Origin of the sequence: Streptococcus suis, from assembly GCF_019794615.1 — a bacterium.
Classification (GTDB): Bacteria; Bacillota; Bacilli; order Lactobacillales; family Streptococcaceae; genus Streptococcus; species Streptococcus suis_AI.
In genome coordinates this window covers 44,362-59,213 of record NZ_JAIMDU010000011.1, presented here as the reverse complement: position 1 = coordinate 59,213, position 14,852 = coordinate 44,362, and the positions used below count along the sequence as shown (strand labels likewise).

14 protein-coding genes and 1 pseudogene are annotated in these 14,852 nt (G+C 40.5%); 4 read left to right on the top strand and 11 right to left on the bottom strand.

Going from position 1 to position 14,852, the window contains the following annotated elements; translation table 11 throughout:
• Positions 1-57: 57 nt before the first annotated feature.
• From K6V43_RS04490 to dhaS, 5 genes are all read right to left on the bottom strand, one after another.
• Positions 58-1,053: a hypothetical protein gene (locus tag K6V43_RS04490; RefSeq protein WP_222381923.1), complete on the bottom strand. Its 996-nt coding sequence runs from the start codon at positions 1,051-1,053 to the stop codon at positions 58-60.
• Positions 1,054-1,078: 25 nt separating this feature from the next.
• On the bottom strand, positions 1,079-2,188 hold the full coding sequence (locus K6V43_RS04485) for a hypothetical protein (protein WP_222381921.1): 1,110 nt from the start codon (positions 2,186-2,188) through the stop codon (positions 1,079-1,081).
• Positions 2,189-2,199: 11 nt separating this feature from the next.
• Positions 2,200-2,676 (bottom strand): hypothetical protein, encoded by a 477-nt coding sequence (locus K6V43_RS04480; RefSeq protein WP_222381918.1) that lies wholly within the window; start codon positions 2,674-2,676, stop codon positions 2,200-2,202.
• 262 nt (positions 2,677-2,938) lie between these two features.
• Positions 2,939-3,928: a DhaKLM operon coactivator DhaQ gene (dhaQ, locus tag K6V43_RS04475; protein WP_222381916.1), complete on the bottom strand. Its 990-nt coding sequence runs from the start codon at positions 3,926-3,928 to the stop codon at positions 2,939-2,941.
• Between the two features lie 10 nt (positions 3,929-3,938).
• Complete coding sequence (dhaS, locus tag K6V43_RS04470) at positions 3,939-4,484, bottom strand: dihydroxyacetone kinase transcriptional activator DhaS (protein ID WP_184495742.1); 546 nt, start codon at positions 4,482-4,484, stop codon at positions 3,939-3,941.
• 146 nt (positions 4,485-4,630) lie between these two features.
• Between dhaS and dhaK the strand changes: the two genes are divergently transcribed.
• The 4 genes and pseudogenes from dhaK (at position 4,631) to K6V43_RS04450 (ending at position 7,297) form a co-directional block, all read left to right on the top strand.
• Positions 4,631-5,620 (top strand): dihydroxyacetone kinase subunit DhaK, encoded by a 990-nt coding sequence (gene dhaK, locus K6V43_RS04465; RefSeq protein WP_222381914.1) that lies wholly within the window; start codon positions 4,631-4,633, stop codon positions 5,618-5,620.
• A gap of 10 nt (positions 5,621-5,630) precedes the next feature.
• Positions 5,631-6,206: a dihydroxyacetone kinase subunit DhaL gene (gene dhaL, locus K6V43_RS04460; protein WP_222381912.1), complete on the top strand. Its 576-nt coding sequence runs from the start codon at positions 5,631-5,633 to the stop codon at positions 6,204-6,206.
• Entirely contained in the window at positions 6,203-6,577 is a 375-nt protein-coding gene (dhaM, locus tag K6V43_RS04455; protein WP_044690289.1) for a dihydroxyacetone kinase phosphoryl donor subunit DhaM, read from the top strand. The genes dhaL and dhaM overlap by 4 nt, the downstream gene beginning before the upstream one ends.
• Positions 6,578-6,586: 9 nt before the next feature.
• A pseudogene (locus tag K6V43_RS04450) lies at positions 6,587-7,297 on the top strand (MIP/aquaporin family protein).
• 79 nt (positions 7,298-7,376) lie between these two features.
• Here the strand turns inward: K6V43_RS04450 and K6V43_RS04445 are convergent.
• From K6V43_RS04445 to K6V43_RS04420, 6 genes are all read right to left on the bottom strand, one after another.
• Positions 7,377-9,239 carry a proline--tRNA ligase gene (locus K6V43_RS04445; RefSeq protein ID WP_222381909.1) on the bottom strand — a complete coding sequence of 621 codons (1,863 nt, stop codon included), beginning with the start codon at positions 9,237-9,239 and terminating at the stop codon, positions 7,377-7,379.
• A gap of 761 nt (positions 9,240-10,000) precedes the next feature.
• The gene (gene rseP, locus K6V43_RS04440) at positions 10,001-11,260 is read right to left on the bottom strand and encodes an RIP metalloprotease RseP (protein WP_222381906.1); all 1,260 of its coding nucleotides are present in this window, start codon (positions 11,258-11,260) and stop codon (positions 10,001-10,003) included.
• Between the two features lie 9 nt (positions 11,261-11,269).
• Positions 11,270-12,076 (bottom strand): phosphatidate cytidylyltransferase, encoded by an 807-nt coding sequence (locus tag K6V43_RS04435; RefSeq protein WP_222381904.1) that lies wholly within the window; start codon positions 12,074-12,076, stop codon positions 11,270-11,272.
• A 9-nt stretch (positions 12,077-12,085) separates the two neighbouring features.
• Positions 12,086-12,841, bottom strand: coding sequence for an undecaprenyl pyrophosphate synthase (gene uppS / locus K6V43_RS04430; protein WP_024404408.1), 756 nt, complete (start codon positions 12,839-12,841; stop codon positions 12,086-12,088).
• Positions 12,842-12,954: 113 nt separating this feature from the next.
• Positions 12,955-13,278: a preprotein translocase subunit YajC gene (yajC, locus tag K6V43_RS04425; RefSeq protein ID WP_024391665.1), complete on the bottom strand. Its 324-nt coding sequence runs from the start codon at positions 13,276-13,278 to the stop codon at positions 12,955-12,957.
• 109 nt (positions 13,279-13,387) lie between these two features.
• The gene (locus K6V43_RS04420) at positions 13,388-14,680 is read right to left on the bottom strand and encodes an adenylosuccinate synthase (RefSeq protein ID WP_024391664.1); all 1,293 of its coding nucleotides are present in this window, start codon (positions 14,678-14,680) and stop codon (positions 13,388-13,390) included.
• Positions 14,681-14,852 lie beyond the last annotated feature (172 nt).

The following is a 14,852-nucleotide window of genomic DNA, read 5'->3' as shown; positions in this document are numbered from 1 at the left end:
GCTTTAATCTGGTCTAGCATGATTTTTCCCCTTTTATTTCTAGTGTAACATAAAAAACTAACCTACCACAAAATGTGATAGATTAGTTAACTTAATGACATTGAGTGCTCTACCACGTTTTTTTAATTTAAATCCTTCTAGTGGTTGATTGTAATTTTTGGAGGGTTGTGAAATATTTATATTATTCATTTTACTAGCTTTGAAAGCTCTTATCGCTTCTTCTATCTCAAAAAATGAAGGTTCACTACCATTCTTAGTTTTATAATCTTCAGAATATTCTTGAACAAATTTCCGTCTCTCGTCTTCCCAATTGCTAGTTGAGGTATTCATAGACATCTGATTTTCACCAAAACTACTTCTCTCTTCAAAAATACTGTTCCTATCCTTTTCATACGGAAGAATTGAAATAAGCAGTATTGTCATTGTTATTACAAACATTAAAATTAAAAGAAAGATTAAATTGATAAAAATCTGATAAGAAGTTTGTATAGTATTAATCAATCTGAATAAAAAAGTAAAGGATGCAACTACAACTAACGATATAGGCAAATTTCGCTTTAGCTTTGTTGGTGACATTATTAAATAATATTCAATAATGCAAAGTAAAGCAATTAGGATTAACAATAAAAGACCATATAATTCCATCCTTAATATCCAAACACCGAATATACTTTCAACTATTTGACTGATGGTAATCAAAATAAAGATTACACCAAATATCATTGAAAAATTTTTATATGTATTATTTTTGGCACTCTCTACGCCATCTTTTGCTGTCCGATAGTCTTCTTTTATTTTATTAACCTTTTGTAAACACCTTGAAACAAGGTTATCACTTTTATGCATGAAAGAATTTGCAACATTTGAGGACGTTTCTTCAAACTTTTGCCAATCCATCTTGAAAGAGTCCTGGAAGTTAACACCATCATGCACTTTTCGTTCGGTATTATCAATTACAAATTCTCCAGCTTTTTTCCCAGCTTCAAATTCTTGTGGACTAGGGGGACGTCCATTTATTTCTTTAAAAATTTCCACCCATTCTTTTTGATTCATCATATCTCCTTAATACAAAAAATTATTACTCTTTTAGTTCTATCTTTTCAAAAACTGAATAAGCATTATCATCCGTTACACTATTCATTGCTAGAATTTTCTTCCCTCCATCTACAAAGACCCATATTGCTCCTGAATTTGTTGCGTAGACATTCGAATAATCTGAAATTTTATAGCCCTCCTTAATGAGTATAGAGTTTATCTCATCAGTATCTTTTATCTTATCGGAGCTAGAATTAGCAACAATTTCAACTTCAACTAGTTGCTGAATTTTTTCATAAGGTATAAATACATAATAATGAGATATATCTTGAGTGTCATACCAAACACCATTCTCAAACTCCAAAACCGAAAAATCTTTCAAATCTCTTTGACTTCCATCATCGTAATAAGCAGCCGTGGGTTTCCAAGCTCCATTTATTTTTTTATCTATAAATTTCTCATGGATAGCTAATGTTTTGAAAGTATCTGAATCCTCTTGAAACCTCTCATCTACAAAATAATTATATTGAACTGAGTCCGCAATAAAATTGAAAGTAATCACATCTGAATCAAATTCAATGTTAAAAATCGCGGTAATCTCCATCGATTCGAATGGTGACTGTTCAAATCTATCTTTCAATTTGTTCCGACGTTCTTCCGAAACATTTGATTTTTCTAGATATGAGATAAGCTCATTAAAATCTTTGAGATATTCACCTTCATAATCTGTTTTACTTTCTAATTTATCCTCAGTATAATTAAAAGCTTGGTATTCAACTTTTAAATTGTTATCATCCTGAAAATTAAGAACTTGATAATATCCAGTCGCAGGAACATTATAATAGACACCACCATTATCGCTAGTATCGGTAATCAGACTGTTGACAAAACTTACACTCGAGCCCTTAAACACTTCATCAGCTATACCAATTCCGATTAGCAACAAGAAAATGACTACTGGTATCATTAACCATCTTCTCTTCTTTTTTCTTTTGGGTTTACCAACAGTTACATTTTCTGGAGAAGCAATATGAATATCGTTTTCTTCAATAATAACAAATTCTCCAGCTGTTTTCCCTGCCTCAAATTCTTGTGGACTAGGATTTCGACCATTGATTTCTTTGAAAATCTCTACCCATTCTTTTTGATTCATTATTTCTCTCCTTAATATTCAGTTAATTTTTCATCCAACGTAAATTCAATATAGATAACATCCTCACGAGCTTTTATTGCATCTAAATGCTTTTGATATCTGGATTGGGTAAATTTAATATGAAACCCCTCTTTATCCTTGTGCCAATTTATAAACTTAACTTGTTCATCATCTGATGATTTTCTAAATGTTTCTAACTCCGAAATAATTAGACGTGCTTTTTTGATTCCCTCTTGATTATCAACAAAAACAAAAGCAATTGTTGCTTCCATCCCAAGTACCGTCGAAATTTCTTCCAATTTTCTTACATTATTTTTGTTAAAGTGGAATGATTTGCTCTCTCCTTTAGGGAGGTTTCTACCTTTTACAGAAATACAATACCTTTTAAACTCTGAATTTAAAGCCCCTGAACCTTGTACCTCCTCTACAGCAATTACATCGGCACCAACATGATCTATGGTGGCAACTCTATATCTTCGTAAACCCAAGGTTTACATCACTAAGTGCTCTGCAAAATCTCCAAATTGCTTTGGAAATCTTTTATCTTTCTCTAAGCTTACTAAATCATTTAATTCCATAACAATCTCCTAACTTAAATAATTAATGCCAACTTCCTAAATTGTATCACTATTATAATACCCCCCCCCGACCATTTTTGTCAAGGTATTTTGTCTAAAAAATAGAAAAAATTGCACGAAAAAACCTCTATGGGGAAGCCCCTAGAGGTGGATGTTCTATGAAAAGAGGAGCCTACCAAGCCGCAGCTTCTGTCGGTGCTTCTAAAAAGTCCAGCCATTTTTGATCCTTGACACGACAGAGGGTGACAGAGATTCCTCCCATATCAAGACAGGTCATAAATTTACCTGTTTTTATATAGGAAAGCTGTAAACCTTCTAGCTCTAGAAATTGGCAAATGTCATTCAAAAAGATTCCTTGCTCAACCTCCGACATAGAACCAAGATTATTGACCAAAAGAATATATTCTTCCCCCTCCTGCCAACGGAATTTTAATTTTAATTTGTTTACAATTTCGTTGGCTAACTGCTCAGAGGATTCAAAACGAACTGTCCGATAGCCCTCTTCTCCGTGTATCCCAATGCCATAAGAAATCTCTCCTTCTTCCAGATCAAATAAAGGTAGTGCCGCATTTGGTAAATAAGCTGACTTAGTCGCAAAACCGATGGTCGCAATTTCTGTTGCTATGGACAACCCCAATTGTTCCAAGGCATTCAAATCATATCCAGAAAGAGCTGCTGCCCCTAGAATTTTATGCAGTAGAATTGTCCCAGCTAGCCCCCTATGTCGCATACGGAAGTTGTTTTTCGTGTCAACAGAAATATCATCATGAGATACAATATACTTTACCTCTATTCCTTCTTGTCGAGCCCGTTCAATAGCTTTCCCAAAAGAAAGTAGATCCGCCTCAAAGTTTTTCACAATTAGAAAAACACCTCTACCCCTATTCACTGTACGAATTGCTGCCAAGACTTCTTCGGCAGTTGGAGGAGTAAAAATCTCTCCATAGACTGCTGCAGTCAGCATTCCTTTACCGACGAAGCCAACATGGGCTGGCTCATGACCAGAACCACCGCCAGAAACAATCGGAATCCGTTCTCCATTTTGTCTTCTTTGCAGAACAATCGGAAGCCCCTTCACTTTCTTCACTTTAGGATTGGTTCGACAGAAACCATCCAAATAATCTTCAATAATTGTTGCCTGTCTATTTCTAATAAACACCATATATTAACTCCTACAAAATCAAAAACGACTCGCGAACAAGAGCCACCATTTGCTTCCAATAACTGTGAATTTGACAAGGCGACTGCGTCAGTCCTTCCTTTATCAGTCCAATCCAAGCATTAGCATGATAGAGAATCAAAAAATGCTTATCCTGTTGGGAAATCATTTTCCCCTCCTGAAGCTGGTATTCGTTGATAATTTTCTCCATCAAAACCCTAAAGTAGCCTTCTAAATAGCTGACAAAATCATTTTGCCCCTTAATCTCAAAGAGTTGTCTGTAGAAAGATTGGTTACTCTCGATATAGTACAAAAGCTCATCCAGAAGCTTGATTCCACTAATATAGGTCAGATTGTCAGTTACCTGCTCCTGCAATTCTGTTTCAAATATCCAGTCCAGTAACTCATACTTGTCTAAAAAATGGTTGTAGAAGGTTTGACGACGAATCCCTGCTTCCTGCATGATGTCGACAACTGATATTTTATCAAAGGATTTTTGAGATAGCTGTTTTTTAAAAGCCTTTGCAATCCTTTTCTTTGTAATCAACGAGGTTGGCATATGTCACTTCCTTTCGCTTCCTCTTTATTATACCCTATCATGCTTTTCTTTGGAACAAAAGGGACACATTGGACAATCTGTCCCTTCCTTTTTTCTTTCGGACAATGTAAAATGAAAGCGCAAACAAAAAACAAAGGAGTTTTCTCATGAAAAAAATTATCAATCAACCCGAACATATCGTTGATGAAATGTTAAAAGGACTTGTCTTTATGCACCAAGATCTTGTCGATCGTATCGATGGATTTGATGTGATTATCCGCAAGGCTGAAAAAACTGGTAAAGTCGGCATCATCTCAGGAGGTGGCTCTGGTCACGAACCTTCTCATGCAGGCTTTGTCGGCAAGGGCATGTTATCCGCCGCTGTATGTGGCGCAGTATTTACCTCACCAACACCAGACCAAATCTTGGAAGCCATCAAGGCTGCTGACGAGGGTGCAGGCGTCTTTATGGTCATCAAAAACTACTCTGGCGACATCATGAACTTTGAGATGGCGCAAGAATTGGCGGAAATGGAGGGCATCGAAGTGGCCAGTGTCGTTGTGGACGATGACATCGCTGTGGAAAATAGCCTCTATACCCAAGGCCGTCGTGGGGTAGCAGGTACCATACTTGTCCACAAGATTCTCGGTCACGCTGCAACAACTGGCAAATCCCTAGCAGAAATCAAGGAACTGGCTGACCGTCTCGTCCCACAAATCAAGACTATCGGCTTAGCCCTATCAGGCGCTACAGTACCAGAAGTGGGTAAACCAGGCTTCGTCCTTGAAGAAGATGAATTTGAATATGGTGTCGGTATCCATGGCGAACCTGGCTATAAGAAAGAAAAACTCCAACCATCTGCTAAATTGGCTGAAGAATTGGTTGACAAATTGGCTGAAGGCTTCGATATTCAAGATGGCGAGCACTATGGTGTCCTTATCAACGGTCTCGGCGCAACTCCTCTCATGGAACAATATGTCTTTGCCAACGACGTTGCTCAATTGCTGGCTAAAAAAGGCGTGGTCGTTGACTACAAGAAAATCGGTAACTACATGACATCGATTGATATGGCTGGACTGTCATTGACCTTAATCAAACTAGAAGACCCAAGCTGGATTGATGCTTTGCAGGCCCCTGTTGAAGTGGTAGCTTGGTAGGATAAAAAATATGGATGTAAAACAAGCATTGCTTTGGATGGAGACATTCAACAAGAAAATTCAAGAAAACAAAGATTATTTAAGTGAACTAGATTCTCCAATCGGAGATGGAGATCATGGGGGCAACATGGCGCGCGGTATGGCTGCGGTCATGCAGGAGCTATCTGAAAAAGACTATGAGACTGCTGACCAAGTTTTTAAAGTGGTTGCCATGCAACTTCTCAGCAAGGTTGGCGGTGCTTCCGGCCCTCTCTACGGCTCTGCCTTTATGGGGATTACTAAAGCCAGTCAAGCTGGCGCTGATTTGGCAGACATGCTTCAAGCAGGTTTGGACATGATCCAAAAACGTGGCAAGGCTGAATTAGGCGAGAAAACCATGGTAGACGTTTGGATTCCTGTTATTTCTGCCCTAAGAGAAAGCCAACTGTCAGCGGAAATTATCCATAAAGCCGTTCAAGGGACAAAGGATATTGCTGCAACCAAGGGACGCGCTTCTTATGTCGGAGAACGATCAATCGGACACATTGATCCAGGTTCTTTCTCATCTGGACTTCTCTTTGAAGCCATGTTGGAGGCAGGACTATGACAAAGGTTGGCATCTTACTCGTATCCCATTCAAAAAATTTGGCACAAGGAATCATTGACCTAGTATCTGAAGTCGCAAAAGATATCCCCATCACCTACTGTGGCGGACTAGAAGATGGTAGCATCGGTACTAGCTTTGAAATTGTACAAGAGCGAATCGAGGCAAACTCTGCTGATACCCTCCTTGCCTTTTTCGACTTAGGTAGCGCCCGAATGAACATGGAACTTGCTGCCGATTTTACAGACAAACAAATTCTTATCCAAACTGTACCAGTCGTCGAAGGTTGCTATACTGCCGCAGCTCTCTTACAGGCTGGAGCTGACTTGGAGACTATTCTTGAACAATTAAAAGAACTGACAATCAATAAATAGGAGGTTATTATGCATCTGATTGGAGAATTACTTGGAACGTTCATACTAGTATTACTTGGAAATGGTGTGGTTGCATCCTGCATCCTCTCTAAAACCAAGGCTGAAAATAGCGGCTGGCTGACCATCGTACTAGGATGGGGCATCGCTGTAACAATCGCTGTCTACGTATCAGGAATTTTTGGACCTGCCCACCTGAATCCAGCTGTCACTATCGCAATGGCATCTATCGGATCTCTACCTTGGGCTGAAGTCCCAGGCTTCCTACTCGCTCAATTTGCTGGAGCAATGTTGGCATCCATCGTCCTCTATCTCCATTTCTACCCACATTGGCAGGAAACAAAAGATAGCGGAACAATCCTTGCTACCTTCTCTACTGGACCAGCTCTTCGTCACACAGCTTCAAACTTGCTCGGCGAGGCTCTTGGCACAGCTGTCTTAGTCATGGGAATCCTTGCAATTGGCCCTAACAATGTCAGCGCTGGTCTCGGCCCAATCATCGTGGGACTTATCGTATTTGCAATCGGCTTCTCACTAGGATCAACGACAGGCTACGCAGTCAATCCAGCTCGTGACTTAGGCCCTCGTATCATGCACGCTATCCTTCCAATTCCTAACAAGTGAGATTCTGACTGGTCTTATAGCTGGATCCCAGTTGCTGGCCCAATTCTTGGAGGCGTCGCAGGAGCTATCCTCTATAACCTCCTACTAAATATGTTATAAAAAAATAGGCTTGGGTAACTAGAACCAAGCCCATTTTATCAACAAAGACTTGGCTATCATCAACCAAGTCTTTTGCTGTTTATTCATTTTCTTTTGTAAGGATTTGCAAGGTTTCAAGGAGTTGATCCACATGAACTTCTACAGTATCACCTGTGCCCTTGATTTTCACTTCGACAATGCCATCCGCTGCTTTCTTACCAACAGTCACACGGATTGGCAAGCCAATCAAGTCACTATCAGAGAACTTCACGCCGACACGCTCATTACGGTCGTCAGTTAATACTTCATAGCCTGCACCAACCAAACTTGCTTCGATAGCCTGAGTCAATTCCATTGCCGCTTCATCTTTGACATTTACTGGAATCAAATGCACATCAAACGGTGCCAACTCTTTAGGGAAGTTGATCCCCCAAGCGTAACGGTATTCGCCTTTTGGTGTCTTGTTAACAAAGAGGCGAGCGTGTTGTTCAAGAACGGCTGACAAGAGGCGGCTAACACCGATTCCATAGCATCCCATGATAATCGGCATTGAACGACCATTCTCATCCAAGATGTTGGCATTCATACTGTCTGAATAGCGTGTACCGAGTTTGAAGATGTGACCGATTTCGATACCACGGGCAAAGTTGAGAACCCCGTGACCGTCTGGTGATGGCTCCCCTTCTTTGACTTCGCGAATGTCCACATACTCAGTCACTTGGAAATCACGTCCCGCATTGGCACCTGTATAGTGGAAACCATCTTCGTTGGCACCAACTACAGCGTTCTTCACATCTTGGACCTTGCGGTCTGCAATAATCTTGATGTTTTCTGGCAAGCCGACTGGTCCAAGGGAACCAAAACCTGCACCGAAGACTTTTTCCGCATCCGCTGGACTTGCTACATCAAAGAAATCTGCTCCAAGGTGGTTTTTCAATTTAACATCATTGACCTGGTCGTTGCCAACAAGTAGGGCAACAACAGGCTCCCCATCTGCCATAAAGAGCATGGTTTTAATGGTTTGCTCTTCCGCAACATTCAAGAAGGCGGCCACTTCATCAATTGTTTTTGCTTCTGGTGTAGCAACTTTTACTAATGTCTCTTCAGCAACCACAGCTGTCCGTGGTTTGTACTCACTCGTTGCCATCTCTAAGTTGGCAGCGTAGCCAGACTCGCTAGAGTAGGCGATAGTATCTTCACCAGACACAGACCAAGCCAAGAGTTCTGCCTTGATTGTTTCAAGAACATCCTCTGGGATTTCCTCAAAAGAAGCAACAGACTTGTCCAAGACAACCCAGCGATTTAGATCGGTACGGTCTGGGGTGATAGCCATAAATTCTTGACTATCCTTACCACCCATTGCACCACCATCACCGATAATGGCCTTAAACTCCAAGCCTGCACGAGTGAAGATTGCCTCGTAAGCCGCTTTGTAATCATCGTAGGTCTGGTCCAGACTCTCATAACTAGCGTGGAAGCTGTAGCCATCTTTCATGATGAATTCGCGCCCACGGAGGAGACCATTACGAGGACGTTTTTCGTCGCGGTATTTTGGTTGGATTTGATAGATATTAAGCGGCAACTGCTTATAAGATTGAACTGCATCACGCGCTAAAAGTGTCACCGTTTCTTCGTGGGTTGGTCCCAAGATAAAATCAGAACCTTCGCGGTTTTTGAGTTTGTATAAGTCATCGCCATATGTTTCGTAACGACCTGACTCACGCCAGATATCTGCTGACAAAAGCGCTGGCGCTAAAAATTCAATAGCATCAATTTTGTCAAACTCCTCACGCATGATTTTTTTCGTTTTTTCAATCACACGGTTTGCCAATGGCAAATAGCTGTAAATACCTGCAGAAATCTGACGGACATAGCCCGCACGCAACATCAAAGCGTGGCTAATCACCGACGCATCCGAAGGCATCTCCCGCAAAGTAGGGATAATCAATTTAGACTGTTTCATAATTAAGATACGGAGGTCGTAAAAAACGACTGAAAATTAGGAAACTGGCGCAATGTGCTTGCACATCAGTCAGTTTATCTATTTTCCGAGTTTTTAGACCGAGTTCAATTACGAACCTCCTTAATTCCTTTCATCTTTTGTTTGACAGGAAGACACAGGTTTCAGCCCGCATTCAATTCCTTTCGTAGTTACTTGATTGGAAGACAAAGAATTATTTTTTCAAAACCCTCGCTGATGCTCGAGTTCAAATCTAAAACTCTCTGTTCCTTTCTTTTTCGTAGTTTTCAGAACATCCTGCGTAGCACGCATTCAATTCCTTTCGTAGTTTACTTGATTGGAAGACAAAGAATTTTTTTTCAAAACCCTCGCTGACGCTCGAGTTCAAATCTGAAACTCTCTGTTCCTTTCTTTTCTTAGTTTTCAGAACATCCTGCGTAGCACGCATTCAATTCCTTTCTTATATTTATCATCTGGAAATCCAGAGGGGGTAGTCCTCAATCTATTTTCCGAGTTTTTAGACCGAGTTCAATTACGAACCTCCTTAATTCCTTTCATCTTTTGTTTGACAGGAAGACACAGGTTTCAGCCCGCATTCAATTCCTTTCTTATGTTACTTGATTGGAAGACAAAGAATTATTTTTTCAAAATCCTCGCTGACGCTCGAGTTCAAATCTGAAACTCTCTGTTCCTTTCTTTTTCGTAGTTTTCAGAACATCCTGCGTTTAGCACGCATTCAATTCCTTATATAAATTTCAATTAGTCTAGAAGAAAACACGTATAATGTCATTCCATGTGACTACTATCATAAGAACTACCATTACGGCTACACCCGCTAGGGTAATATAAGATTCTGTTTCTGGCTTTAATGGTTTTCTGCGTATTGCTTCCAGAATATTCATCACAATTTTACCACCATCTAAAGCTGGAATTGGAATCAAATTAAATATTCCGAGGTTGATGGAAAGCATGGCCATTAGCCCCAATACAGATGCCAAACCAAATTCAGCAGCTTGGGCACTAACTTTATAGATGGCTACAGGACCACCTAATTGTTTCACATCAAAGTTTGCAATTAGATTTTTCAAAGCTGTTACAATCAAGAGTGCCGTCGCACCTGCTTCTTGGAAACCACCGACTATTTTATCAACGAAGCCCGTCTTCAAGATTGGTGAAATCCCAATTCGATAGGCTCCGTCCACTTTCTCCGCAGTAACGGTCACATTTTTGGTTGCTCCATCATGTTCCACAACCAAATCAAAGCTTGGAGCAGTTGTTGCATCTGCCGCCGCCGTGCTAATGATCGTCGCGACTTCTGTGTAGCTGTCTGTTGCATTACCATTGACAGATAAAATTTTATCACCAGTCACAAGTCCAGCCGCTTGTAAGGCACCACCATCAGTAATACTAACTGCATTGCTTGACGAATCGGCGACACCACCTTGCATGAACATCAAAAGAATAAAAACTAAGATTCCCAAAATGAAGTTATTCATCGGCCCAGCAAAGTTGGTGATCAAGCGCCCCCAGACTGTCGCATTTTGGTATTGAACATCCAGCGGAGCAATTCGAACTTCAGTGCCATCTTCCTCGACAATCGTTGCATCGTGATCAACTTTATAAGTCTTGCTTTCTTCCAAGACCAAGCCTGTGATTTCTAATTTTTCTTCGAAATCAAAACTAGTCACATTCATCGGTAAGCTAAGGTTATCTAGCTGTTTTCCAGATAAATTTATCCGCGTCACAACACCAGCTTCATTCAGACTGAGGCTAGCAGGCGTCCCTGTCTTAATCTCTGTCTTATCCTCGCCCCAACCAGCCATTCGAACATAACCACCAAGAGGAAGAATACGAATCGTGTAAAGTGTGCCATCCTTACCTGTATGAGCAAATATCTTTGGCCCCATCCCAATCGCAAATTCCCTTACAAGGATTCCTGCTTTCTTAGCAAAGTAGAAGTGACCAAATTCATGGACGACTACAATGACACCAAATATAAATATAAATGCTAAAATTCCCTTCATAGGACCTCCTTAAAATAGGCCAAAGAAGTGCATAATCGGAAAGACAAAAATCATACCATCGAAGCGATCCAATATACCACCATGTCCTGGAATAATTTTTCCAGAATCCTTTACACCAAAATGGCGTTTAATAGCACTTTCAACTAAATCTCCAAATTGTGAGAATATCGAGAAAATCACAACTAACAACAACATCATGCCGAAGGAATAACCAGCTAACAAAGACTTATCGACAATCAAGAAAATGATAGCAACTACCACAGCAGAAAGAATACCACCTACAAAGCCTTCAACTGTTTTATTCGGTGAAACCTTTGGTAATAGTTTTCTGCGTCCAAACTGGCGTCCAATCATGTAAGCGCCTATATCCGTAGCCCAAACCAAACAGAGGGCAAAAAAGACCTTATCTAGACCATCCATTCGAGCCAATACCAAGCTATGGAAACCAATTCCTACATAGAAACTTGATGCAATTGGAAAGACTACGTCTGAATAATTGTATCGTCCAATATTGAAAACTGTAGCCCCAAGAAGAAGGAAGACTACAATCGCATATGCTGTATAGTTCCCATCTGTCGGCAAGAATGTTAGATAATTCTGTAACGGAAGCGTCAATACTAGACTTGCCAACATGGCTAAAACACCTTCAATTGAATTCGGCGCTAGACGATGCATCTTAATCAGCTCAGCTGTCGCAATCATCGCTAATAAACCGACAAAAAATTGAAAGGCCATGCCTCCAGCTAGCAAGAAGGGAGTGAAAATGGCTAAAGCAATTGCACCAAATATCACTCGTTTCTGTAAATCATTTGTCATAACTTCTCCTTATACACCACCAAATCGTCTATGACGTCGGTTATACTCTTTAATTGCTAATTTGAGGGCATCTCCATCAAAATCAGGCCAAGCAACGTCTGTAAAATACAACTCACTATATGCAGATTGCCAAGGCAGAAAATTGCTGAGACGGAGTTCGCCACTTGTACGGATAACTAAATCGGGATCGCGTAGCGTTGGTGACAAGGTCCCTGTATAGAGGTAGTCCGCAATTAATTTCTCGTCAATATCTCCAGGATTAAACTTGGCATCCAAGACATCTTGCGCTATGGCCTTAACTGCTCGAGTCACTTCATCACGACCACCGTAGTTCAAGGCGAAGTTGAGAATCAATCCAGTATTATTCTTCGTTTTTTGCTCAGCCTTATAGAGAGCATCAAGGGTGGCTTGAGGTAGTTTGGAATGGTCACCAATCATCTGAATTTTGACATTATTGGCATGGAGTTCAGGAACATACTTATCATAAAATTCCACAGGAAGGTTCATTATAAACTTTACTTCCTTTTCTGGTCTAGACCAATTTTCTGTAGAAAATGCATACACTGTCAATACTCGAACACCCAAGTCAGAGGCAGTTTTAGTAACTTTTTGTAGGGCATCCATACCTGCTTTGTGCCCCATAATACGGGGTTGCATCCGCTTTTTCGCCCAACGACCATTACCATCCATAATGACCGCAATATGCTTTGGAACTTCTATTGCCGTCTCAATGCTTTCTTTCTTTTTAAACTTAAACGTAAACATGCTATTTTCCTTCATTTATAATCGTTTCATTATACCATATTTTTTGCTAGGATAGCAAAAATCAGGCAAGTCTAAAACAAGAGAAAACCAAGGTTTCCCTCGGTTTCTCATCCTTATTCTTCAATAGCAGATTCTGGAGTCGCTTCTTTCGTTTCAACTGCAACTTCTTCAACTACAGCAGTTGGTGTGTTAGAACTAGCGACACGATTACGAATCGCACCACGCTCAAATGTTAAATAGATACCATCGATATCAAGAACAACCTTTTTGTCATCGATTTCGTCTACAATACCATATAAACCACCAATTGTCACAATTTCATCACCTTTTTTGATTTGGTTCAATGCTTCTTGGCGTTGTTTTTGTTGTTTACGTTGCGAATAAAACATAAAGCCAATCATGGCAACCATGACAAGTGGCAAAAATAAACCTTCCATTTGTTTACCTCATTTTTTGTTTGATAAGCTTGATTATACCAAATTCTAAACAAGAAAGCAAAATTAGACTTGGCAAAAAAAGACCGAACATTCGTTCAGTCTTCATACACTATTTTGCACTCCATACACTCTCAAGAATGTTAGTCTGTTCACGACCAGGACCTACTGAGAAAGTTGAAATACGAACGCCAACTAATTCACTAACACGTCGAACATAGTTGCGTGCTGCCTCTGGCAAGTCATCCAAGCTACGCGCACCTGTAATGTCTTCTGACCAACCTGGCATCTCTTCATAAATTGGTTTACAACGTTTCAATTGCTCCAAACTTGCAGGATAGTGGTCAATACGTTCACCATCCAAATCATAAGCCACACAGATTTTCACTGTTTCAAGGCCTGACAGAACGTCAATAGAATTGAGTGACAAGTTTGTAATACCTGATACACGACGGCTATGGCGCATGACAACAGAGTCAAACCAACCGACACGGCGAGGACGGCCAGTTGTCGTACCGTATTCCTTACCGATTTCGCGGATACGGTCTCCGATTTCATCGTGCAATTCAGTTGGGAATGGTCCGTCACCAACACGGCTAGTGTAGGCCTTACATACACCAACCACCTTATCAATCTTGCTTGGGCCGACACCACTACCGATTGTCACACCACCTGCAACAGGGTTTGATGAAGTTACAAATGGGTAGGTACCTTGGTCAATATCCAACATAACCCCTTGCGCCCCTTCAAACAAGACACGTTTGCCTTGGTCGAGAGCATCATTCAAAATAACAGAGGTATCGGTCACATATTTCTTGATTTCTTGACCATATGCGTAGTATTCTTCAAAGATTTCATCAAATTCGATTGGTGTTGACTCGTACATTTTTTCAAATAGACGATTCTTTTCTGCCAAGTTTACTCGCAAACGCTCTGCGAAAATATCTTTATCCAACAGATCTGCAATACGGATACCAACACGCGCAGCCTTGTCCATGTACGCAGGGCCGATACCCTTGTTGGTTGTACCAATCTTGTTTTCACCTTTTGATTCTTCTTGCAATTGATCCAATTTGATGTGGTAAGGCAAGATAACGTGTGCGCGGTCTGAAATCCGCAAGTTATCTGTTGTCACACCTGAATCATGGAGATAGTTGATTTCCTTCACCAATGATTTTGGATTGACAACCACACCATTACCGATAACAGAAATCTTTTCTGGGAAGAAGATTCCTGATGGAATCAAGTGCAATTTATACTTAGTCCCATCGATAACGATAGTATGCCCAGCATTATCTCCACCTTGATAACGCGCAATTACTTCAGCATTAGCAGATAAAAAGTCTGTGATTTTACCCTTACCTTCATCGCCCCACTGGGTTCCTACAACAACTACTGATGTCATATTCACTCTTTTTCTGAACTGGCTGACCAGTCCAGCCTTTCTTCTACTTCTGGCAGGAATCTCACCTGCAAGTTTCGTTTTACACATTATTTTATCAAAAAACGAACATTTTTTCAAGAATTTCCGTTATTTTCAATTATTACGAACATTGCTGTTAAATTTTCTTATTTTC